This is a genomic window from Bacteroides ovatus (assembly GCF_001314995.1).
Taxonomy (GTDB): domain Bacteria; phylum Bacteroidota; class Bacteroidia; order Bacteroidales; family Bacteroidaceae; genus Bacteroides; species Bacteroides ovatus.
Genome location: NZ_CP012938.1, coordinates 5753960 through 5779177, shown reverse-complemented (window position 1 = coordinate 5779177; position 25218 = coordinate 5753960). Strand labels below are relative to the sequence as shown.

Sequence of the window (25218 nt, the reverse complement as noted above, 5' to 3'; positions counted from 1 at the left end):
AGCTTAACTACTGTAAGGACTCCCTGATATATTGTCATCATATTGTACTAGTTTCTTTTTCATTCTTTTTAATCAAACCTTTTATCCATTGATATTCACACCTACAAATATACAACATAAAAAAGGCTTTGTCAAGAGCTTCCTGCCTGTAAGGAGAATTATTTGTAATTAATCTCAATCTTACTATCTATATTATCCGTTTGCCGCAATCGGCTTTTATCTTTTACCGTCAAATGAATATCCTGTAACTGGAAATTCTTTCCATAAGTTATCTTTCCGACAGATTCCACCTCCGCATTAATGTTAGACAGATAAAAATTCTCGATGCGATGACTTGCGCTCCATCCCGAAGCGGAAATAAAACGTTTTGCTCCATCTGCTTTTACGTGAGAGAAATACACATTACGAAAATGAGGATACCCCTTTTCCTTCGGCTCTACCGGAGTCAACATAGTAGTCCAGTGTTCAGGAACATCTTTTCCTTCATATTCTTTCGGCAAGGCAGAATAACTATATTTCGGATTCCAGTTCAAATCGACAGACAGAATATGAGTCACACTATCAGCCTCAACACGCGTCATATAGATATTCTCGACCGTTCCGCCACGGTTCATGGATGATTTCAGACGCAATGTCGTTCCTGTGCCATACGCTATCAGATCATGAGCCAGTACATTGCGGATAGAACCGGAAGTCTCACTTCCGCAAGTCAGCAAGCCCGCACCTTTACGGGCAATACAGTTACGAACCACCACATTCTCCGTCGGACGATTCACACGCAGTCCATCCGCGTCACGCCCTGCCTTAATACAAATATTATCATCGTTGCAATCCACATCACAGTTTTCTACCAGAATATTGGTGGATGAATCAATATCAATGCCATCCGTACTTGGTCCGTGACCTCCTACATTATTATTAATAGTAAGTCCGCTCACCGAACAATGATCCGAATACAAAATCTGACAAGCCCAGAATCCCGTACGCACCAACGTAAAGTCTTTCAACGTGATATGCTTGCTGTTGGAAACCAGTACTCCCCTCACCCGCTTGCAATCATAATCCACAATCCAGCGCAGATTCTTCTTCTCATATTCCTCCCGCATCGCCCAATATTTATCCCAGAATACTTTTCCGCGGCAATCGATAAAGCCTTCCCCCGTAAGAGCGGCATTTTCCGCATCCATTATATTGATAACAGCCGAAGGCCATGTCATTTCGATACCGGCAATGCGGGAAGGAAATTCCGGATAGTCCTGAATATTATCACTCGCAAGCAAGGTAGTACCTTTACTAAGATGCAGGTTCACACCACTCTTGATAAACAAAGCACCTATTTTATAATACCCCGGGGCAACAACTACCGTGCCTCCTCCCTGTTGGTGACAAGCATCAATAGCGGCCTGGATAGCAGGAGTACTAAATACGGAAGTGTCATTCCGCAACCCGAACTTTCCGGCATCCCATTCTGTGTTTTTCGGAGTCCTCTGCGCCCCCACCTGATCGGCCCACGATAAATCCGGCTTTGCAGACACACTTCCCCAATCATAAGCGGGAGTTGTCTTTTTCGGAGTTGTAACACCAATCAAGGCCAATAGTACAATAGATAAAAGATACTTCATAATTACTTCTTTTAGTTCATGTTGCAAAATTATCGCATATCATCAAAGAGGTAATGGACGGATGTACGCAAAAGATAGAATATTATATCATACGGACAATTAATTTGAAAGGGTGCACAATTGTATATAGTCTTTGTACATTTCTCCATTTCATACATTCAAAAAAGGAGTAATTTTGCGAGTGAATAAATATAATAAGGTCCAAACCGATGAAACAAATATGAGAAGAATTGCAATTTATCTATTGTGCATATTCATGTTGCTGCCTGTTGCAACAATGACAGCACAACCTGGTTATAACTACTCAAAGTTACAACGGGAGAAACTAAACCGCGGCGTAGTTGCCATTCGCGAAAACCCTTCAGAAGTAATCGTTTCGTGGAGGTATCTTTCTTCCGATCCGATACAGACCGGTTTCAATGTGTACAGAGACGGGAAGAAACTGACAGACACTCCCATCACAGTCAGCACCTTGTTCCGTGATAAGAATAACAGTCAGAAAACGGCTGTTTACGAAGTACGTCCTGTTCTAAAAGGCAAGGAGACGCATCACATTGACGGTACATACACACTCCCGGAAAACGCGCCTCTCGGCTATCTGGAAATTCCCCTGCAAAAACCGGCGGACGGAATAACTCCGGCAGGTGATACCTACACGTACAGTCCCAATGATGCTTCCATCGGTGACGTAGACGGTGACGGCGAATACGAAATTATCCTCAAATGGGACCCCAGCAATTCACACGACAATGCACATGAAGGCTATACAGGCGAAGTATACATCGATTGTTACCGAATGAACGGAGAACAACTATGGCGTATCAACTTGGGTAAAAACATACGTGCAGGAGCTCATTATACTCAATTCATGGTGTACGATCTGGATGGTGACGGCAAAGCGGAAGTAGTGATGCGGACTGCCGACGGAACAATAGACAGCAAAGGGAAAGTGATAGGAGATGCAAATGCAGACTATCGCGAAGAGGGAACTTTCGATCCCAGCAGAAATCAGATAATGAAACAAGGACGTATTCTGAAAGGCAAAGAATACCTGACTGTTTTTTCTGGAGACACCGGTGAAGCCTTACATACCATCGACTATATCCCTGCCCGCGGCAACGTTGCCGACTGGGGAGACGCAAAAGGTAACCGAAGCGACCGCTTCCTGGCTTGTGTAGCCTATCTTGACGGAGTACACCCAAGTGTTGTCATGTGCCGAGGCTACTACACGCGTACTGTTCTGGCTGCCTTCGACTGGAACGGAAAAGAACTGAAGAACCGTTGGGTATTCGACAGCAACCATCCCGGATGTGAGCAGTACGCCGGACAAGGAAACCACAATCTGCGTGTAGGCGATGTGGATGGTGATGGATGCGACGAAATCATTTACGGTTCCTGTGCTATCGACCACAACGGCAAAGGACTTTATTCTACCCGAATGGGACATGGAGACGCCATCCACCTGACACATTTTGACCCTTCACGAAAAGGTCTGCAAGTGTGGGACTGCCATGAAAACAAACGTGACGGCTCCACTTATAGAGATGCTGCAACGGGAGAAGTGTTGTTGCAGCTAAAAAGCAATACCGATGTAGGACGTTGTATGGCCGCCGACATTGACCCGACTCATCCGGGTGTGGAAATGTGGTCAGGAGATTCACAAGGTATTCGAAACGTAAAAGGAGAAATCATAGCCCCCAAAATGAGAAATATGCCGACCAATATGGCTGTCTGGTGGGATGGAGACCTATTGCGCGAACTACTGGATAGAAGCATGATTATTAAATACGACTGGGAAAATAAAAAGTTTGTTCCGCTTGTCAAATTCACAGGAACTCTTTTCAACAATGGAACGAAATCGAATCCTTGTCTGCAAGGTGACATTATAGGCGACTGGCGGGAAGAAGTACTCGTACGCTCCGAGGACAACGCTTCTCTCCGGCTCTACGTATCGACTATCCCGACCGAATACAGATTCCACACCTTCCTTGAAGAACCGATATACAGAATCAGTATCGCTACCCAAAATGTAGGCTATAACCAGCCAACACAACCGGGATTCTATTTCGGACCGGACCTTATAAAGATGAAAGGTACTTTCAGAGGATATCAAATCAAGTAAGTGTTATACTAAAAGTATCAGCGCCAACCACAAATACACATCTCTTGCCCTTGGTATTTTACTATACGAAGGGCAGATTTGTTTAAAATCCAAAGAAATAACTATCTTTGCCTGCATATAACACATATAAATCCACTATGAAGAAGAATACATTCCTTATATTATCGCTTTTATTGCTTTATCTCTATCCACTGTCGGCCTCCGTGGAAATTCGCTCCAATAAGCTGACTACCGGAGATGGATTAGCAAATAATTCGACCCGCTATATGATGCAGGACAGTAAAGGATTTATCTGGCTGGGAACTCTCAACGGATTAAGTTATTATGACGGCAATTCTTTCGTCAATATCTATCCGGATATAAATAACCCGCTCTCATTAGCCGATTCCCGCATCCGAAGCATGGAAGAAGACCCGAACGGCTTCATGTGGATTTCAACAATTTCTTCTTTTATCAGTTGCTATGATTTGCGTCATGGCTGTTTTGTAGATTTCACCGGAAATGGGGAATACAAGGAAAACTATTCCAAATTCATTATCCTTTCCGACAACTCTATTTGGTTATGGCATAATCAAAACGGTTGCCGCAGAGTCGTTTATCAGGACGGCAAATTTTCATCGCAAGCGTATAAAGAGAAATCAGGCAACCTGCCTTCCGATAAAGTACAATTCGTTCTGGAAAGTGCAAAAGGAGAAGTCTGGATTGGTACGGACAAAGGGTTATTGAAGTATCAGAATGGTAAAACGAACAACCTCGACCCGCAACAACAGAACTGGGAACACATCATTTCTTATGATAAATACACTTGTATCATTACCGATAAAAATGAAATCTACCGTCATACCTATTCCACGGACAAGCTGGAAAAGGTTGCGTCGTTAGCCGAGGGCTTTGATGATATAGGCCACGTCACAGGCAACTTCCTCTTGCAGGATAAATGGGTATTGTTTACCGTCAACGGCAGCTATATACTGGATATTCCGACCGGTAAACTAAGTCGTTACTCGGAACTGAATATCAAAAATGGCGCTGTCACCAGGGACAATAAGAAAAATGTATGGGTACATAACTATACGGGCAATTTATGGTACGTCGATATAACCACCGGCAAAATCAAACCTTTCCAGTTCCTTTCCTCCAAACATATCGGTTACATCGATGTGGAACGTTACAGCATCGTACACGACTCACGGGACATTCTCTGGATATCGACTTACGGCAACGGGCTTTACGCTTATGAATTATCGACGGGTAACCTGCAACACTTCACATTCGAAGTCAATCAATCCAGCCACATCAACTCCAACTATCTTCAATTTGTAATGGAAGACCGTTCCGGAGGTATCTGGGTAAGCTCCGAATTCTCGGGTTTATCTCATTTGGAAATTCTGAACAAAGGAACACAGCGTATTCATCCCAGCGGTGAAAACAGTTCCGACCGCTCGAATACCATCCGCATGCTCTTTCAGACTCAAAACGGCAATATCTACATGGCCAACCGCATGGGTAGCCTTTACGAATACAACTCTGCCCTGACCAAAGTGATCCGGCAAGAGGACTTCACCCATAACGTTTACAGCATGAACGAAGATCAGGAAGGCAACTTATGGCTGGGAATGAGAGGGATCGGCCTTCGCATCGGCGCAAACAAATGGTATAAGAATGACCCCAGAAACGCTAACTCTCTATCCAACGACCAGGTTTACTCCATTTATCGCGATAGAAAAGGACGTATGTGGCTAGGCACTTTCGGTGGAGGATTAAATTTAGCAATTAAAACTACCGACGGCTACCAGTTCAAACACTTCTTACAAGACAACTACGGTGAAAAACGCATCCGTGTCATCGAAGAGGACAAGAACGGACGCATGTGGGTAGGCACGAACAACGGTATTTATATCTTCCATCCGGATTCACTGATTGCATCACCCAAGAATTACGTGATTTACAATCATGCCAACGGCACATTCCCCAGCAACGAGATCCGTTGTTTGATGAACGATGATAAAGGTAATATGTGGATTGGTACTTCCGGGGCCGGATTCGCAGTCTGCCACCCGGGAGACAGCTATCAACACCTGACTTTCGATTGCTATGATATAAAAGACGGATTATCCAATGCAGTCGTACAATCCATTGTCCAGAATAAGGACCATAAAATGTGGATTGCAACCGAATATGGCATCTCCCGTTTCACCCCGGCTACCAAACAGATAGAAAATTACTTTTTCTCTTCCTACACTTTAGGAAATGTATATAGTGAAAACACCGCTTGCGTCAGCAATGACGGCAAATTATTGTTCGGAACAAACTATGGCTTGGTAGTACTGGATGCCAACAAGATAGAGACGTTGGACAAGCCTGCCTCCGTTATCTTCACCGGACTTCAAATCAACGGTGCGCACATGCTTCCGGGAGTGGAGGATTCGCCTTTACAAGAAGCAATGCCTTACATCAACGAACTGAACCTGAAATATTATCAGAGTTCACTCACGATCTCTTTCTCTACCTTCAACTATCTGGACGGGGTATCCAAATACTCTTACAGTCTTCCTCCATACGATACGGAATGGAGTTCGCCCTCCAGCCTGAACTTTGCCACTTACCGGAATCTGCCTCCGGGCAAATATGAACTACATGTGAAAGCCTGCAACGCCGCCGGTATCTGGGGAGAAGAAAATGTGATGGAAATCGTAATAGCTCCTCCTTTCTGGAAAACCGGATGGGCTTACCTGATCTATGCCATTCTAATAGCCATAGCGGGTTACTTCAGTTTCCGTATTATCAGAAATTTCAATGCGCTGCGTAACCGTATCGCTGTAGAAAACCAGTTGACGGAGTATAAACTGGAATTCTTTACCAACATCTCTCATGAATTCCGCACTCCGTTGACACTGATTCAAGGTGCTTTGGAAAGAATTGTCAACATGGGAAACCACTCCAAGGATATGCAACACTCCCTGAAGATCATGGACAAGAGCACGAAACGAATGTTGAGGCTTATCAACCAACTACTGGAATTCCGGAAAATGCAGAAAAACAAACTCGCCCTCTCCCTGGAGGAAACGGATGTTGTCGCTTTCTGCTATGAGATATTCCTTAGTTTCAAGGACGTCAGCGAATCCAAAAACATGGATTTCCGTTTCGAGCCCTCACAGAACTCTTACAAGATGCCTGTGGATAAGGGGAATCTTGATAAAGTGATCTATAACCTGCTCTCCAACGCTTTTAAATATACTCCTTCCAACGGAAAGATTATATTCAAAGTAGACGTACAGGAACAGAAGAAACAGCTCTGCATACAAGTGATCGACACAGGACTGGGCATCCCGAAAGAGAAGCGTGCCGAACTGTTCAAACGCTTTATGCAAAGCAGCTTCTCACACAGCAGTGTAGGCGTCGGACTTCATCTGACATACGGTCTGATCAATATACATAAAGGAACGATTTCTTATAATGAGAATGAAGGCGGCGGTTCCATCTTCACCGTCGAACTACCAACGGACGCCAGTGTTTATGAAGAAAAAGATTTCCTGGTTCCTAACCAGTTATTGATTGAAGAAGAGAAACAACGCCATAAAGAGTTTGTCACAGACGAAAATACGGACGAACAGGCAGCACCTCCCGTACCGTTGAACAAGCGGAAAGTATTAATCATTGAAGATGATAATGATGTCCGCGAATTCCTGAAAGAAGAAATCAGTCATTACTTCGAAGTAGTGGCAGAAGCGGATGGTATCAGTGGCTTCGAACGTGCACAAACTTATGATGCAGATCTGATTATCTGCGACGTATTAATGCCGGGTATGACGGGATTCGAAGTGACCAAGAAATTAAAGAATGAATTTGCCACCAGCCACATTCCCATCATTCTGCTAACCGCCCTCAATATGGAAGAAAAATATCTGGAAGGTATCGAATCCGGCGCGGATGCTTATATCACCAAACCATTCAGCATCTCCTTATTACTGGCCAGAATCTCCAAACTGATCGAACAGCGGGACAAACTGCGTGAAAAATTCTCCAACGAACCGGGAATGGTTCATGCGGCTATCTGTACGAACAACAAGGACAGCAAATTCCTGGCAAAACTGAATGAAATGCTGAACGAGCACATGGTGGAAACGGAATTTTCCGTAGATGACTATGCCAACCTGATGGGATTGGGACGTACCGTATTCTACAAGAAAGTACGTGGTGTCACCGGATACTCTCCCAATGAATACCTGCGTGTCATTCGTTTGAAGAAAGCTGCGGAATTATTGTTAACCGAAGACCTGACTGTTTCCGAGATTTCCTACAAAGTAGGTATCAACGATCCCTATTATTTCAGCAAATGCTTCAAGAATCAATTCGGAATAGCCCCTTCTGTTTATCAGAAGAACGGTGGTAAAGCTCCGGCTTCCAATGATACGGCAGAGAACACAGAACAAGCTTCCGAAGAAAAAGAAGAAGAGAATGAAACGGATGTTTAAAAAGAACATGTGCTAACCGCAGATAATAGTATCTCATTCTCCTATCAACGGGGAATGTGTACTATTATCTGAAATTGTGTACAAATACCAGTCGCTTTTTTTCATCATGAGATAAAAATTACATCCTTTCCGTACGGTAGTATATGTATGTTTTCTCTCAATGTACTTCCTTTGCAGCAGAACATTTTAATAGACTATCATGAAACACAAATTATTTCTTTTCGTATTTCTGCTGACTGCACTGTCTGTCATCAACGGACAGGCATCCGAACGCAAAAAATACAATTTCAACAGCGAATGGAAGCTGCGGATAGGAGACTTTCCTAAAGCCAAAGACGCAAAATTCGACGACAGTAAATGGAAACAAGTGACTTTGCCTCATGCCTTCAATGAAGACGAAGCATTCAAACTTTCCATCGAACAATTGACAGATACAGTGGTATGGTATCGCAAGAATTTCCGGATTCCGGAACTGAAAAGTAATCAGAAAGTATTCGTCGAATTTGAAGGAGTACGCCAACGCGGAGACTTCTATCTCAACGGACATTATCTGGGCAGACACGAAAATGGTGTTATGGCGGTAGGGTTCGACCTGACTCCACATATCAAAGAGGGTGAGAACGTGATTGCCGTTCGCACCGACAACGACTGGATGTACAGAGAAGAAGGAACTAACTCTAAGTTCCAGTGGAACGACCGCAATTTCAATGCCAACTATGGCGGTATTCCTAAAAACGTCTTCTTGTACGTTACTGATAATGTATATCAGACTCTTCCCCTATATAGCAACCTGAAAACGACAGGCGTATACGTCTATGCCCAAGACTTCGACATCCAAGGACGCAAAGCTACGATTCATGCCGAATCGGAAGTCAGAAATGACAGTAAAGCTCCCCGGCAATTCAGCTATCAAGTGAGTGTACTTGATGCAGACGGCAAACTAATGAAAACTTTCCAAGGTGATAAAGTGACTTTGAAAGCCGGAGAGACTAAAACGGTAAAAGCATCCGCCACCCTCCATAATCTTCACTTCTGGAGTTGGGGATATGGTTACTTGTATACGGTAAAAACCGCTCTGAAAGATGACAACAATCAGGTATTCGATGAAGTAAGTACCCGCACCGGCTTCCGCAAGACACGTTTTGCAGAAGGAAAGATATGGCTGAACGACCGTATTATCCAAATGAAAGGATATGCACAGCGTACCAGCAACGAATGGCCGGCAGTAGGCCTGTCCGTACCTGCCTGGTTGAGCGATTTCTCTAATGACCTGATGGTGAAAGGAAACGCGAATCTGGTTCGCTGGATGCACGTTACTCCGTGGAAACAGGATGTAGAATCCTGCGACCGTGTAGGTCTGATACAGGCAATGCCTGCCGGAGATGCTGAAAAAGACCGTGAAGGACGTCAATGGGAACAACGGGTAGAGTTGATGCGAGACGCGATTATCTACAACCGTAATAATCCGAGTATCCTGTTCTACGAATGTGGCAACAAAGCCATCAGCCGCGAACACATGATAGAAATGAAAGCTGTCCGCGACAAATACGACCCGTTCGGCGGACGTGCCATCGGATCACGTGAAATGTTGGATATCCGCGAAGCAGAATACGGCGGCGAAATGCTGTACATTAACAGAAGCGAACATCATCCGATGTGGGCGACCGAATATTGCCGCGACGAAGGTTTAAGAAAGTACTGGGATGAATACAGCTATCCTTTCCATAAAGAAGGTGACGGACCACTTTATAAAGGACAACCGGCCACTGACTATAACCGCAACCAAGATGAGCTTGCCATCACCATGATAGCCCGCTGGTATGATTATTGGCGTGAGCGTCCCGGAACGGGTAACAGAGTCAGCTCCGGCGGTACTAAAATTATCTTCTCCGACACTAACACTCATTACCGGGGTGCGGAAAACTACCGAAGAAGTGGAGTGACGGACGCGATGCGTATCGAAAAAGATGCTTTCTACGCACATCAGGTAATGTGGGACGGATGGGTAGATACGGAAAAAGACCAGACCTACATCATCGGCCATTGGAACTATCCGGAAAATACGGTAAAACCTGTGCAGGTAGTATCTACTGGAGAAGAGGTGGAACTTTTCCTGAATGGTAACTCCCTGGGTAAAGGCAAACGCCAATACAATTTTCTCTTTACTTTCGACAACGTAGCCTTCAAACCGGGCAAGCTGGAAGCTGTCAGCTACAATAAAGCAGGGAAAGAAATCAGCCGCTATGCTCTAAATACAGCCGGTGAACCTGCCAGTCTGAAACTTACCGCTATCCAAAACCCCGAAGGATTTCATGCAGACGGTGCGGATATGGCATTGATACAGGTAGAAGTGGTAGATAAAGACGGAAAACGCTGTCCGTTGGACAACCGCACCGTTCAGTTCACACTCAACGGTCATGCGGAATGGCGCGGAGGTATTGCTCAAGGTGAAAACAATCATATTCTTGATACAAACCTTCCGGTAGAATGTGGTATCAACCGCGCACTGATCCGCAGTACGACGACTGCCGGAAAAGTAACTCTGACAGCACAGGCTAAAGGACTTCCAAGTGCCTCTCTCACATTGGAAACGGTGCCTGTAAAAGTGACTGGAGGTTTGAGTTCCTATCTTCCGCAGTCTACCTTGAAAGGCAGACTGGACAGAGGCGAAACACCTTCTACCCCTTCTTACAAAGACAGCAAAAAGGGCGTACGAATCGTTTCGGCAAAAGCCGGTTCCAACAATAATGATGCTGAAAAAAGCTACGATGATATCGAACTGACCGAATGGAAGAATGACGGCAAACTAAGCACTGCATGGATTACCTATACATTGGAAAGAGATGCCGAAATAGACGATATATGCATCAAACTGCAAGGATGGCGTTCACGAAGTTACCCGCTGGAAGTATATGCCGGCAACACCTTGATTTGGAGCGGAAACACGGATAAAAGCCTGGGATATATTCATCTCAATATAGAAAAGCCCGTACGTGCCAATACGATAACCATCCGCTTGAAAGGAAACACTAGTGACAAAGATGCTTTCGGACAGATTATCGAAGTAGAGGCTAAGGCCGCCAATAAAATGGAACTGGAAAAAAGCAGCAGCAAAAACCAGTTAAGAATCATCGAAGTAGAGTTTCTCGAAACAATCAAATAAATAGTTCTCAACAGGTATTAGATTTCTCACACGATTGTTAGTTTGATAAGAAGTCCTCCCGAGCGATAATAAACGTGAGGAGGACTTTTTATTACCTCCATAGTTTATAAAATCATAAAGCATATTTCTATCATGAAGAATTTACTGATCCTTTTCATACTTGCATTCAGCTGCAACTGTATGGCGGGCAACAACGAACCTGCCCATGTGATTATCACCGCCGGACAATCGAATACCGACGGACGTGTACCCAACGACCGTTTGCCGGATTACATCAAAACAATGGCAACAGATACGGCTTTTACGACAGGAGCCTACAAGTATTGCAGAATTGCCCAGAACCGTACAGACGGGAAATTCCGTCCCTTCTGGCCTAAGAGTAAAAGAAGAGCCAAACCCAATACCTGGGGGTACGATGCTATTACCTACTATTGGCTGGAACAATGGTGGCAAGAGCCTTTCTATGTTATCAAATGGGCAATCGGCGGAACTTCTATCGAGCCTTCCAATGCTTCGGACAAATCAATTCATTGGTCGGCAAATCCCGAATGGCTGGCAAATAATACGGCAACCAGTGAGAAAGGACGTTCTTTACTTCTGTCCTTCATCAATGACATAGACGGCTGCATCGACAATACATTATCCAAGTTGAAAAACGGTTATCAGATTGATGCATTCCTATGGCATCAGGGAGAAAGTGACCATGCACATGGAGATAAATATTATGAAAACCTGAAAGCAGTAGTCACTTATGTACGCAACCATCTAAGCGAAAAAACAGGAAAAGATTACTCCAACCTACCTTTTATTTTCGGTACGGTAGCCAAGAAGAACAAACAGTATGGCAGCGAAGTGGAAGCCGCCATGAAACGTTTTGCTAAAGAAGATAAGAACGCATATTTGATAGACATGTCGGATGCGGAATTGATGGGCGACCGTTTGCATTTCAACCAAAATTCTGCCGAATATTTGGGCAAACAGATGTATGAACAGATAAAGGCAATCCGTTGAAAAGGCTATATTTGTACGTTCATAGGGGGTGGCGTACAAATGCCAAATGTGTTTTTTAGCAATTAGTATGAAATTACATCTTTTCCGTACGAATACTTGAGCGTAATTTCTCCTAATACACTTCCTTTGCAGAGGAAGTCAGACAAATGGAAAAACAAACCATGTCTGCATCTTCCGTTATTTACTAATTTAATCACTTAGAGATATTAACATGAAAAACATTTTGCATGGAAATGGCAGTCTGGGAAGGAAGATTCAATATCTCCTTTTAATGACTCTGTTCGTAGTACAATCTACCCTGTCGTTCGCACAAAACCGGACGGTGACAGGTGTAGTCGTAGATGAGAAAGATGAACCGATTATCGGTGCAAACGTCACTGTGAAAGGAACCGCCAAAGGAACGATTACTGATTTAGACGGTAAATTCGTACTCTCCGCTCCCAAAAGTGCCAAACTGCTGGAAGTGTCTTTTATCGGATATAACACTCAAACAGTAACCATTACCGATAAAACGCTGCAAATCAAACTGTCGGAATCCGCTATCGCACTGGATGAAGTCGTAGCAATCGGCTACGGTAGTGCCAAGAAAGGAAATGTGACCGGAGCTATCGCCAAAGTAAATGCCGAAAAGCTGGAAGACCGGGCATCAACCAATATCGCTTCTTCCCTGCAAGGACAACTGGCAGGTGTGGAAGTTCGTAGCACCACCGGTGAACCGGGTTCCGAATTACAGATTCGTGTACGTGGAGCTGCTTCTATCAACGCAGATGCTACTCCTTTATATGTAGTAGACGGTATTCCTGTCGATGACCTCGGTAGCCTCAACCCCGGAGACATACAGTCTATTGAAGTATTAAAAGATGCTTCCTCATCGGCTATCTATGGTTCCCGCGGTGCCAATGGGGTTGTCTTGATTACCACCAAACAAGCCGGTACTGATGAAAAAGTGAGAGTACAGTTCCAGGCCTCTTTCGGTATTCAGTCATTGGAAAGAAAAGTAGATGTACTGTCGCCCGAAGAATGGATTGAATTCCGTACCGCATATAATAATAACAGATATATTTCTCAATACGGGAGTAAAGGGGCAACGATTGAAGATGATTACGCTACCCGTCTGGCAATGATCGGTGGAAAGGAAAGTTATTATTTCCTGAATGACCCCCGCTGGACAGAACCCGGTTACGGCAATCTGAAATTGATTGACTGGCAGGATGAATTCTTCCGTCTGGCTCCGATACAGAATTATCAACTCTCTCTTTCAAGTGGTCGCGGTAACACTAAATATCGTGTATCAATGGGATACACAGATCAGGAGGGTATCGCTATCGAAAGTAATTATAAGCGCTTGAATTTCCGTGCCAATGTAGAATCGAAAGTATTCAACCGGATTACTGTCGGAGTTAATCTGGCACCATCTGCCAGTTGGAATGAAGGAGGACGTGTAGATGGTAAAGACCGTCAGGCAACGAACGTACTTACCATGGCTCCGGTTGCAGAACCTGAAGATGGCATCTATACCGGTGCAGGGGCTTACGGCTACTATCGTTGGACCAGTTCCAGCAAAATCAGTCCTGTTGCCTATATGGAACATGTACAAAACAAAGGAGAAAAGGTGCAATTCAGTTCATCTGCCTATATTAAAGCGGATATATGGAATGGCATTAAAGCAGAAGTGACCGGTTCGTATAATTTTAATAGTGCCCAAAGCCGTTCTTTCGTACCGAGCACCATCACCAAATACCGGACGGATGTGGAAGGCTACAGAACGACAGCAAGTCGTACCGAATCACGTGGTAATAAATTCCTTCTCCAAGGGGTGTTGCATTACAACAAGACATTTGGCCGGCACACTGTTGGAGCAATGGCCGGTTATTCTATGGAAAGTTCCGGTGGTTCTTCCATGAGATTATCAGCCACTCAATTTCCGGACAACTCTCTGGAAGTGATCGATATGGCCGACGTCGTACTCACTGCTGCTACAGCGTCCTTATCAACTCCATCCCGCCTGATGTCTTACTTCGGACGTTTACAATACGAATATGACGATCGCTACCTGCTGACGGCAAGTATCCGCCGTGATGGCTCTTCCCGTTTCGGAAAAGCGAACCGTTGGGGTATCTTCCCGGCTGTTTCCGGTGCTTATCGTATCTCAAACGAAAAATTCTGGCCGAAAAATTTCGTCATGAATTCATTAAAACTGCGTGCCAGCTGGGGAACAAATGGTAACAACTCCATTCCTACAAATACAGCGCTTGCCAAACTAAGCAGTGCCAATTATTCATCCGGAAGTATTATCAACGGTTTTGCACCGACATCGCTCGCCAATCCTGATCTTGGCTGGGAAAAGACTGAAAGCTGGAATGTTGCTTTCGATATGGGATTGTTCAACAACCGTATCTTCCTTTCTGCCGACTATTATGTGAAAACAACCAAAGACTTGTTATACCAGGTGACTGTTCCCGCATTGCTCGGCTTTACCAAAGCATGGGGAAACATCGGTTCTATCCGTAACAAAGGTTTCGAACTGGAAGTAACTACGCAGAATCTGACAGGCAGACTGAAATGGAGCACTTCTCTGAACGTTTCTTACAATCAGAACAAAGTACTTAGCCTGGGAGATGATAACAGCACTGTATTTACAGGATATGACAGCACCACACAGGTGTTTATGGTGGACCAGCCATTGAGATCTTTTTATATGTACGATGCTGTCGGAGTCTATCAGACACAAGCTGACTTACAAAAATATCCTGTAATGCAGAACAGCAAAGTGGGCGACGTACGCTACCGGGACGCAAATGGCGACGGAGTTATCAATGACAGCGACCGCACCTTGATGGGCAAACCCGATCCGGATTATACTTTCGGTATAACAAACACCTTCAAGTATAAAAACTTCGACTTATCTTTCCTGATTACCGCACAGACAGGAGGCCAGATTTACAGCGTCCTGGGACGTGCCATGGACCGTCCGGGTATGGGAGCCAACGGTAATGTATTGTCTCATTGGAAAAATATGTGGAAATCGGAAGCAGAACCGGGCGACGGAAAAACTCCGGGTATCGACAACGCCAATACGGGACAGTTCTATGACAGCCGATGGTTATACAGTACAGATTTCATAAAACTCAAAAACGTAACATTGGGATACCGTATTCCATTCAAAAAGAAGTTCATACAGAATGCCCGTGTTTATCTGACAGGGGAAAATCTTCTGATGTGGGATAAATACGAAGGTGGTTTCTCACCTGAAGCTAACAATGGCGGTTCAACGGGAGACTATGACTACGGTTCATATCCGCAAGCCAGAGTCATTACGTTAGGAGTGAATGTTACATTCTAAATAAAAAAAGAAAGAAACTATGAAACTATATAAATATCTTATAAGTGGAGGATTAGCGCTGACATTGTCACTGTCCTCTTGTGAAAGTTGGCTGGAAGTGGAGCCTAACGACACACGTACCACGGACTATTTCTATTCAACTCCCAGTGAAATGGAACAAGCCATTATCGGTATCTACAACGGCCTGCTTCCTATTTCGGACTATTCCTGGCTTATGTCGGAAGTTCGTTCAGACAATGCGTGGGTGGATAAAACGACGGATAAACAACGTGACTATATCGATATAGGAACTTTCAATCCCAACATTTCTACCATCAGTACCCTTTCCGGAGCCTGGAATAATCTGTACGAGATTATAGCCCGTGCCAATATGTTTCTTAGCAAAACCGACGGGGTTACTTTCTCTTCAGAAGCTATCAAAAACCAGTTTATCGGCGAGGCCAAATTCCTTAGAGCATTGGCTTATTTTGACTTAGTACGCTACTTCGGACGTATTCCTATCGTATTGGAACCGGTATCTGTGAATGAAGCGATGACGATCAAACAGTCTGAACCGGTGGAGGTATATGAGACAGCAATCGTCCCGGATTTGGAGGACGCAGTAAAGAAACTGGTAGACACTCCGCTGAATTATATGGGAAACAGCGCTTCAGCCGGGCGTGCTACCCAAGTGGCTGCAAAGTCTTTATTAGGACGCGTTTATCTGACAATGGCAGGATATCCCGTACAGGATGCATCTAAAAAGGCGTTGGCCGAGGAACTATTTAGCGAGGTGATCGATTATTCTTTCGCCAACAATAAATATTGGGCGAGCACAGCCGACGAATGGATTAAAATATGGATCAGTGACAACGACAACAAATATCATATTTTCGAGATCCAGTATATTGCAGCCAAGAACTATGGTAATCCAATGGTATTCAACTCTGTACCGGCTGTCAACGATTCTTATACGAAGATACAAATGTCCGGTAACAGAATATGGTGTGAGAACCAATTGGACGGTATTTTCAAGCAAACCGACGAAACAGGTGCTTTCATTGACAAACGTTGTGCAGGAACTATCAATACAAGTGAATTTGTCGACGAAGACGGAACTCCATATACAGGAGGGGATTTCTTCCTGAAATTCTTCGAGCACAAAATGAAACGCAAACTTTTAGGATACGAAGACATCGATGACCAGATTGCCGACCGCACCTATTTCCCCATCAATTATCCACTAATTCGCCTGGAAGATGTGATGTTGATGTATGCTGAAATTGTAGGACCTACCGGCAAAGGGAAAGAAATGGTGAATAAGATTCGTACACGCGCCGGACTGGATGCTTTGGATGATGATATTACCATCGAGAATTTTGCAGACTCTGTAGATATTGAACGCCGCCGTGAACTGGCATCTGAAGGAATCCGCTGGCACGATTTGGTACGTCAGAACCGATATGTAGGTGTATTGCAGGATATGTTCAAGCGCAATGGTTCCGATGCCAACGGAGTAATCACCAAGCCGGAAACGTACGAATTATACAAACTGGTCACCAAAGACTCATACATCTACCCGATACCGGATTCACAAATGAAAGTAAAAGAAGGATTGTACGAACAGAATAAAGGATATAATTAAGCGACATAATACTATTTATAAATTTGTTTGAAGGTTAGTAGTGAAAGTCCTCCGGCGGCAGCTTGGAGGACTTTTACTTGTATATACAAAAAAGTTCCGGCAATGTTGTTTATTTGCCTGCCATCAAGTATCTTTGTTTATAAACTGAATTTTAATGCTTATGTGTAAACAACCAGATATCCTAGAAAGTGAAAAGATTCACTTTGCAGTCATGGCGATAGAAGCCGGAGCACGCGAAATGGGAATTTCTCCTATGGAAATGCGCCGACGTTTAGAGAAAATGAACCTAATCAAACGTCTTCTACTGGACAATTACGAAGTGATGCACACACAAAGCCTAAAACATGTAGGCGAGGATGTGGCTGAAGCTTTGAAAAACTGGGAAGCACAGGAGGGCGGAAAAGTATGAAAATAACACTTTATCATGGTTCCACCCTTTCTATAGAGCATCCTTTAGCCAAAGTGGGACGTGCCGATTTAGATTTCGGTAATGTTTGCTCAATCAGCAACTCATTGATACACAGCTACATTTTGATAAGAGTTTTCCACTGGATACAATGGACAGAAAAGGAGGTAATAAATGAGAGAACAAGTACTTTGGAGAAAAATAAGTCGTATCATCCTATTATTATCGGTCCGATTGGAGATAAGCCCGGAACGAGCATTAAATCTGTTTTATGAAACAAATGTATGTGCCATGTTACATGACTCCCGTTACGGTCTGCATCTAATGAGCGATACTTATATTATAAATGATGTATTACGTGAATTACAAGACAAGCAGTGATTCAAGAATATAATATAGCTTACCACAACTCAAAAAGGAGGAAAGTTGTCTACAATGCAACTCTCCCCCTCTTCTATTTAATAGATTAATATATTCTATTATTTTCCTATAGCGCCAGCCCAATCTCTGGCAAAGCGGAAATTACCGATATTTCCTTTAAAGCCACTGCGATTTCTAAACGAAATAGCTTTCAGACCAGCTTTCAATGCACCTTCTTCACCAGCCACTACAACATCGGCTTTCGGTTCATTCTGATTTAAATCAGGATCAACGAATAAAGAAACTTCATTCTTGTCATAATCAACTTTCAATACCAGCAGATGCGTTGTATTATAATCATATACCATAGGAGCTTCGTTACGTTCTTTCATCAAGCCTACAGCAAATTTGATTTTATCATTTCCTTCACGTCTGACATATACTTGACCACGATTTCCTCCGCCAACATAACTGGCACTGGCAGCCAAGATATCTGCCAAATTACTTGAACCGACTTTAGCAAAGTTCACCAGACAAGCCAGGTAATAAGTTCCTTTAGAGTAAACTTTTCCTGATTCTACCAAAGAATATACGCTGACACGGGAACCTTTCACACCTTGCGGAAAACCAAAATTGATAGATGATCCCGCCTCACTATATCCGTCATAAGTCAAAGCCTTTCCAACAGTAGGACTTACCACTCCTTCAACCGATGTCGTAGTAAATGCTCCACACCAAGTATCTACGTTAATAGGAGCCCGTTTATCATCATAAACCGTTTTCTCCAAAGTATCGCCTACCTTATAACCTTTCAACAGGTCATTCTTCAAAACTTGTGCCTGGCTTCCCAATGCAAGAACTGCCAACGCCATTGATACAAACACTTTTTTCATAATCCCTCTTCTATTTTATGTTTTTAATCTACGTTATTTATTGATATTGAACCGGAATAATCCGCTATTATATTTCCATTTATTAATTACCATCCGGTTTCTCTATCTCCGTAAACGGGCAAAGATTCCATTTAAAGTCTTCGAATCTGTCGGGATGGTCTGGATTGAATCCTTTATAATCCTTCCTCAAGAACTTCACCGCATCCAAATCAGCTTTCTTCATTCCTTCAATAATACATTTAGCCAGTTCATAAGCACCGAAAGTATTGGAGTGGGAATTATCTTTCAGTTCCTTTGTCTGTCCCGGATAAGTATTAGCCGGATAATGCACGAACGCATGTTTAGAGCCATCTTCGCCCATTGCCTCGTAAAGTGTACGACTTATTTCATTCAAATCAATCAAAGGTACGTTTTCTTTGGCTGCCAACCAACGAATCGCATCAGGATAATCAAGGTGAGTGTTTACAATCTTACCGTTCTTATCAAAACGACGACGTTGCGTCGGAGTCACTAATACAGGATACGCACCTCTGGAACGGGCTTCATCAATATAAATCTTCAGATTATACATGAAAGAATAGAAAGCTCCTTTGCCGGGTCCTTTCTGTTTCTGATCGTTGTGTCCGAACTCCATAAAGAGATAATCGCCCTTCTTCATCTGTGTCAGGGCTTTTTTCAAACGTCCGGCACCGATAAAGGTATTAGCAGATTCTCCGGATTCAGCATAATTGGCAATAGCTACCTGATCGGTGAACCACCGTGGAAACATTTGTCCCCAAGCGGCCCAAGGTTCGTTATCATAATCAACCACGGTGGAGTTGCCGCAAAGAAAAATGGTAGGCACTTTATCTGCACGTTCAATGACCAGAGAAGTGATACGGGGCGCATCACCATTAAATTCAATAGTCAGTTTTTCATCCCAGTTCAGTTTATTCTTTTCACGTGCCTTGATTTTGACTTTCTCTCTTTCGCTGATTTTCATGTTCCGCTTGTTGACAGTAAAAGATTCGGTAATCATTTCTCCCTTTTTAGTCGGAAGATTTTCAATAAACAGTCGGCGGGACTCGGCACGCACCGTAGTATTTCCGGCTGAATCCTTACTGCCAAGGGTGACGGTTACTTTATAATTGCCATCGGGAACATTGACGGAGAAGAAGAAAGGCTGATTACTTTTTCCATCCCATGCCGGTTGCAAATCATATCCGTAACCTTGTTCGTCATTGAACAAGGTTTCGGGTGTCACTTTAGTATATCCCTCTTTTACCTTTTTGTCGGAAGTAAAGTCGAATTTATAGACTTGCGCACGTACTAAAAGGCAACCGGTTACCAACAAAAGACTAATAAGAAATAGTATTCTCTTCATCATCATACAAATATCTTTAATTTAGAATCCCAGGAAAAAACGATAAGTGTAAGTATTGGTCTTGACACCACCGGTTCCTGCCGAGCCAGCTGTTTTAGAATAAGTAACAATGTACATATTCTTATTATTCCGTTCCGTACTACTCCAATAGGTAGCAGATATATCCATTGTTTTATCCGATACTTTTATCAACTTAGTATTCAGCTTACTCTCTAAAGAATTATCTTTATCCTGCAAAGCAACAAGTTCCCCACTGGAAGGCACATACCAACCGGTAGTTATAGACGGAGACGGGAAGCTACTTTCACAATCATCCTGATATTGGAAACATTCAAAATCTGTTTTGAAAGTATCGTAGTACAAATCTAATACTTCCGAGTTGTTATATCCCAAAAAGCGAAGAGGTTTGTTTTTATTATTTTCATTTGCATCATAATATCCGGTAACAGATACATAAGAAGAAGTAAACGAAGTAGTCATAAACCAGTCGTGTATACTTTGAGTAAGAGCAGGAGAGAATTTGCCCGTTTCTGTATAGAGGCTCATAACTAACCCATGAACACAATTGGGATGCGAACGGAGCAATGCATCATTAGTGGCAGTATAGGGAGTTCCCGCCACATCTTTATACAACACAGAAGGCATCGGATTTCCCACCCAACAAACGATTCCAATACAATTATCCTTTGCAGGTTCTGCTTCATTGCCACTTACCACACTTCCATCTGCATAATAATAATCGCCTACCTGCAGATGATGGGTCACCTCTTTATATCCACCATCGACAACAAAACGTTTGTATTTTCCTTCTTTCATCTTTTCAGCCGTATCAAGCGTACATTGCTTATCATTATAATGACCGATAATCTGATTTTCCGAAGACGGTTTTCTTAGCAAACGATATTCATCTTTCTTTGCGTCATAATAAGGAGAAATTTTAGTTCCTTCCTCCACATTATCAAGATAAAAAGCTACATCGACAGACATAGCAACATAAGGAGTTTCTTCCGGCATTGCCACTCCTTCGGCATCTGTAAAGATATAACGAGTGGAAGGCAACTTCACAACAACCAAGCTCATACGGTGTGTTAACTGAAAGCTCAATGAGTAGTTTCCGTTCTCACCAATCAATGCAGTTGCATTTGAGGTCATCAAATCCTGTTTCGCATATGCTTTCTGATCACTTTGTTCTGTTGTCAATTCCCAACCGGCTGCCAGAGGAGCAAAAAAATCATCACCTATCAAATCCGTTTTTCCTGTCATTTCCGATTGATAAGGATAGTAAGCATAGAAATTCACTCCCACCAGACGATCATCATACAATATCGGTTTACCCGACCAGCTCGAACCATTGAAAGTGAAAGGCATATTATTGATTTCGTCCAATATCGCACCGTCTTTCACGGCGAACAGTCCAATCTGGTCGCCTTGTGTAAAGGTCGTGACGAATCCCGTATCTTCTGTACGCGTAGACGGTTCATTGCTAATTATCCCTGTATCAGTCACGTTCAGTACAATCCCATTCCGTACATTTCCCGGAACTTCTTCCTCATTTTGAGAACAACCAGCCCAACCGAACAATAGGATTGCCAGCAAGGCCACTTGCATAAGTTTATATTGTTTCATCTTCGCTTCAAATTTTGAATATTATTCTCTATCAGTTCCTTCAACCTCTTCGTCATCACCGTCCCACGAAACAGAATCTTTTTCTATTGTCACTTTCAATCCCGGTTTACCAACTCCTACATTGTATGTATATTGGTGTCCACCTTCTAATATGCCTTCACCATTGCCCGGCGTATGACCGAAATTCCTGCCGTCTTTCAACGCAACTTTAAAGAATAATTTGCCGGACATATCCTGCGGAATCATCAGCAACTGAAAAGAATAAGCGTATCCTTCTCTGGCATTTTCCAACAAATAAGGTTTCATCACTGTCGCTTCAACTCCTGCGGCAGACTGTAATTTGCCTTCTGCCATACTGCCCTTTGTTACAGCACTTACAGTGAACACAATATCCTTCAAATCTTCTTCCGATACAGTGTCTCCGTCACCTTTCACGTTGATAATCAGCTTCACCGTTCCGTGATGGAATTTAAGCTTCCGCTCGCTACGGAATTTCATTTTCTCATAGGCATAAAGGAAATCCGAGTTTTTATATGATTCTTCAATAGTCTGATCGGAAGCTACGGTCCACTCTGTCAACAAAGTTTCCGAAGAAGGATACCAGGCAAACAAAGTCTCTTCTTCCGTCGTTGTATACCAATAAAGAGGATCGTTATTTTTAGCACTCATTTCTCCTGATTGAGAAACCTCATACAACTTTTGTGAGAAACCATCGTATAGGGAAACAAGCTCTCCTCCATCCCATTCAGTCTTCTCCCCGATGCTACGCGTGAAAGTTATAGCTGACTTTTCCGCCATTAGCTCCATCGGATATTTATTATTTTGAGACTCGTCTTCCACTACATTGGTACAAGCTCCGAAGAAACCTGCTACTGCCAATAAACAGCCGAGCCATAATTCATTTCTTTTCATATCATTCTTTTTTTGAATCCTTGTCAGTCGTTTATTCAGTAACCGAAGCAGTTACATCTTTATCATCTTCTACGATCCAGTCTTCTATTTCCGCTTTGGTGATTGTCATTGCAGGATTTTCGAAGGTCACATTATAAGGATAGGCATGTCCACTCTCCAGATTCTGAACAGGCATGTATTGCGTGTAGGTCTCATCATTCATTCTCACTTCCAGCAAAACTTTCTCCGGCATATCCTGTGGGAATAAAATAATGGATGCAGTCATTTCACCTTCTGCCGGTTTAGCAATATCCATGCTTAATTCTGAATTTGGAGTAGCACCGCTTTTGGCAACAGCCTCACCGGTAGTCACATTAAAAGAGCCTTCCAACTGCAGGCTTTTCAAATAGACTTTCATATTATTTAATGTAGCTCCGTTGGTTGCTTTAAACTTCAATATGATTTTAGTCATTTTATGTGAGAAGTCGAAGGTAACAGGAGACTCTGCACGAACTCCGGTAGCCTGGGCAAATAGAAAGTCTATTTGTGGCTGTTTGTCGGTTGTCTGGTCTGCTCCGCTGATTGTTTTTGCAATCACTCCTTCTGTACCCGGCAATGTACCATTCGCTCCCTGATACGGATAATAAGCATTCAAAGTAAACTCACCTTCTCCTTTCAAACGGATATTATTGTCTGTTGAGCCTTCGTTCACAACACGGAACGAACCTCCGGTTTCATTGCGATATTGGATATTAATATAGGTATCCACTGCATTAGCGGTCGCATTATCCTCATCCGCTTCAACAGTCACTCCAATCCGGTCGTCCGAGCCCCATGCCGCACCGACAGCACGAGTTTCCTGTACATTATTCACCACTTCATTGATATTTCCATAAATTTCGATGGGTTTATAAGCGCGATCCGCCTTTCCCGACTCTTCATCACTACAAGCAGAAAAAGCTAATGACACTACCATAGCAGCAGCTAAATACATGTTTTTCATTGATGTCTTCATTTTAAGTTATTGTTTTTTTTAGTTTTTTACTCCTGCAAATGTAGACGTACTTATTGAAGTATACAATGGACGATTGTACGCAAATACCTTGGCAATTATCCATTCAAGGGAAGTAAGGCTACCGGAGTATAATTACCCATGGAGAAGTGTATATTATTCTATTATTTCAGCTTGTACACTTCCGTTCCGGCAAGCAGGAAACAACCTACACCGTAATCTTCAAAGTCGGGTACACTCTTATAAGTAACCGGCTGACCGTCTTTGGGCTCCTTACCCGTACCTTGTACATATCCCAGGAATCCGTTCGGATGTACGGCATCTTTCACCATAGCGTTCCACGCTTTTAAAAGGATGGGAAGATATTCTTTACGGTCGAGCAGTCCGTTACGAACTCCCCAAGCCATACCGTAAACAAACAGTGCTGTGCCGGAAGTCTCTTTGCCTCCGAAGTTCGTAGGATCATGAAGGCTGACATTCCAGAAACCGTCTTCACGCTGACACTTCTTCAATGCCTTGCTCATGGTCAGGAAATCATTGACATAGTCCTGACGGTGTTTTTCGTCAGAGGGAATTTCATCCAAGACACGCACCAAAGCAGCATATACCCATCCGTTTCCACGACTCCAATAGCAATCCTCTCCATTAGGCTCCTTATAGGGAGGATTGAAATCCTGATCGCGCCACCACAGACCGTCTTTCTGATTGAACATACCGGTTTCATCGTGCTGACTGCGTGTATAATAGTACATATCCCACATCTTGTCGTAGTACTTCTGTTCCCCAGTCATCTTTCCGAATTTAGCAAAAATAGGCATTGCCATCTGTACAGCGTCAATCCACCACCAGTCGTTCACCTGCGGGGTGTTCACTACCATATCGATACTTGCTTTGATATTCCGGATCATGTTCGGGTCTGACGGACAAATATTATATAAGTCGATATACGTTTGTCCACAGCAATGGTCGTCGGCGTTACGGGTGGTATTGCCGTTTCTCATTCCCCATTTGTGAAAATCAGCCCAATCGTAGGCATACTTATAATAATCCTCACGCGGATAAATAGAATAGAGCGCCATCAGCCCCTCATAATATACGCCACGTGTCCAGATATTACTGGGACGTACACGACCATAAAAACTGGGGATAGTATAATCGGCATACTTTTTCATAAAGTAACCGTTCACTTTCTTCATGACCTCCAATGTTTCCTTTTGATCGGGCAAGTTTTGAGCATTTACACTGACAGCACCTGTCAATATGAAAAAGAGTAATAGTACTAATTTATTTTTCATGTACATTCTTAG

General features: G+C 43.3%; 16 protein-coding genes. 9 read left to right on the top strand and 7 right to left on the bottom strand.

The genetic code is table 11. From position 1 onward, the window contains the following. Window positions 1–158 precede the first annotated feature (158 nt). Window positions 159–1622: a glycoside hydrolase family 28 protein gene (locus Bovatus_RS21720; RefSeq protein ID WP_004301602.1), complete on the bottom strand. Its 1464-nt coding sequence runs from the start codon at window positions 1620–1622 to the stop codon at window positions 159–161. Between the two features lie 220 nt (window positions 1623–1842). Between Bovatus_RS21720 and Bovatus_RS21715 the strand changes: the two genes are divergently transcribed. From Bovatus_RS21715 to Bovatus_RS25045, 9 genes are all read left to right on the top strand, one after another. Next, the gene (locus Bovatus_RS21715) at window positions 1843–3744 is read left to right on the top strand and encodes a rhamnogalacturonan lyase (RefSeq protein WP_004320943.1); all 1902 of its coding nucleotides are present in this window, start codon (window positions 1843–1845) and stop codon (window positions 3742–3744) included. Between the two features lie 137 nt (window positions 3745–3881). Further along, complete coding sequence (locus Bovatus_RS21710) at window positions 3882–8219, top strand: hybrid sensor histidine kinase/response regulator transcription factor (protein WP_004301597.1); 4338 nt, start codon at window positions 3882–3884, stop codon at window positions 8217–8219. Window positions 8220–8418: 199 nt separating this feature from the next. After that, the gene (locus Bovatus_RS21705) at window positions 8419–11382 is read left to right on the top strand and encodes a glycoside hydrolase family 2 protein (protein WP_004301596.1); all 2964 of its coding nucleotides are present in this window, start codon (window positions 8419–8421) and stop codon (window positions 11380–11382) included. Window positions 11383–11514: 132 nt separating this feature from the next. After that, the gene (locus tag Bovatus_RS21700) at window positions 11515–12393 is read left to right on the top strand and encodes a sialate O-acetylesterase (protein ID WP_004320945.1); all 879 of its coding nucleotides are present in this window, start codon (window positions 11515–11517) and stop codon (window positions 12391–12393) included. Between the two features lie 211 nt (window positions 12394–12604). Beyond that, window positions 12605–15736 (top strand): SusC/RagA family TonB-linked outer membrane protein, encoded by a 3132-nt coding sequence (locus Bovatus_RS21695; RefSeq protein ID WP_004301593.1) that lies wholly within the window; start codon window positions 12605–12607, stop codon window positions 15734–15736. Window positions 15737–15755: 19 nt separating this feature from the next. Then, window positions 15756–17360, top strand: a complete 1605-nt coding sequence (locus Bovatus_RS21690) for a RagB/SusD family nutrient uptake outer membrane protein (protein ID WP_004301592.1) — start codon at window positions 15756–15758, stop codon at window positions 17358–17360. 160 nt (window positions 17361–17520) lie between these two features. Continuing rightward, the gene (locus Bovatus_RS21685; protein ID WP_032848700.1) at window positions 17521–17769 is read left to right on the top strand and encodes a DUF3791 domain-containing protein; all 249 of its coding nucleotides are present in this window, start codon (window positions 17521–17523) and stop codon (window positions 17767–17769) included. Next, on the top strand, window positions 17766–18041 hold the full coding sequence (locus Bovatus_RS25580) for a hypothetical protein (RefSeq protein ID WP_004301589.1): 276 nt from the start codon (window positions 17766–17768) through the stop codon (window positions 18039–18041). The genes Bovatus_RS21685 and Bovatus_RS25580 overlap by 4 nt, the downstream gene beginning before the upstream one ends. After that, a complete protein-coding gene (locus Bovatus_RS25045; RefSeq protein ID WP_074726648.1) occupies window positions 17941–18147 on the top strand; it encodes a DUF3791 domain-containing protein in 207 nt (68 codons plus the stop codon). Before Bovatus_RS25580 ends, Bovatus_RS25045 begins: the two co-directional genes overlap by 101 nt. 98 nt (window positions 18148–18245) lie before the next feature. Here Bovatus_RS25045 and Bovatus_RS21675 read toward each other — a convergent pair whose 3' ends face one another. The 6 genes from Bovatus_RS21675 to Bovatus_RS21650 form a co-directional block, all read right to left on the bottom strand. Next, window positions 18246–19019: a hypothetical protein gene (locus Bovatus_RS21675; RefSeq protein ID WP_004301588.1), complete on the bottom strand. Its 774-nt coding sequence runs from the start codon at window positions 19017–19019 to the stop codon at window positions 18246–18248. An 82-nt stretch (window positions 19020–19101) separates the two neighbouring features. Further along, complete coding sequence (locus tag Bovatus_RS21670) at window positions 19102–20382, bottom strand: rhamnogalacturonan acetylesterase (RefSeq protein WP_032848697.1); 1281 nt, start codon at window positions 20380–20382, stop codon at window positions 19102–19104. A gap of 21 nt (window positions 20383–20403) precedes the next feature. Beyond that, window positions 20404–22008 carry a fimbrillin family protein gene (locus Bovatus_RS21665; RefSeq protein WP_004301586.1) on the bottom strand — a complete coding sequence of 535 codons (1605 nt, stop codon included), beginning with the start codon at window positions 22006–22008 and terminating at the stop codon, window positions 20404–20406. A 21-nt stretch (window positions 22009–22029) separates the two neighbouring features. Then, window positions 22030–22920 (bottom strand): fimbrillin family protein, encoded by an 891-nt coding sequence (locus Bovatus_RS21660; RefSeq protein ID WP_004301585.1) that lies wholly within the window; start codon window positions 22918–22920, stop codon window positions 22030–22032. A 31-nt stretch (window positions 22921–22951) separates the two neighbouring features. After that, window positions 22952–23902 (bottom strand): fimbrillin family protein, encoded by a 951-nt coding sequence (locus Bovatus_RS21655; RefSeq protein WP_004320947.1) that lies wholly within the window; start codon window positions 23900–23902, stop codon window positions 22952–22954. A 173-nt stretch (window positions 23903–24075) separates the two neighbouring features. Then, complete coding sequence (locus Bovatus_RS21650) at window positions 24076–25206, bottom strand: glycoside hydrolase family 88/105 protein (protein WP_032848694.1); 1131 nt, start codon at window positions 25204–25206, stop codon at window positions 24076–24078. Between the last annotated feature and the right edge of the window lie 12 nt (window positions 25207–25218).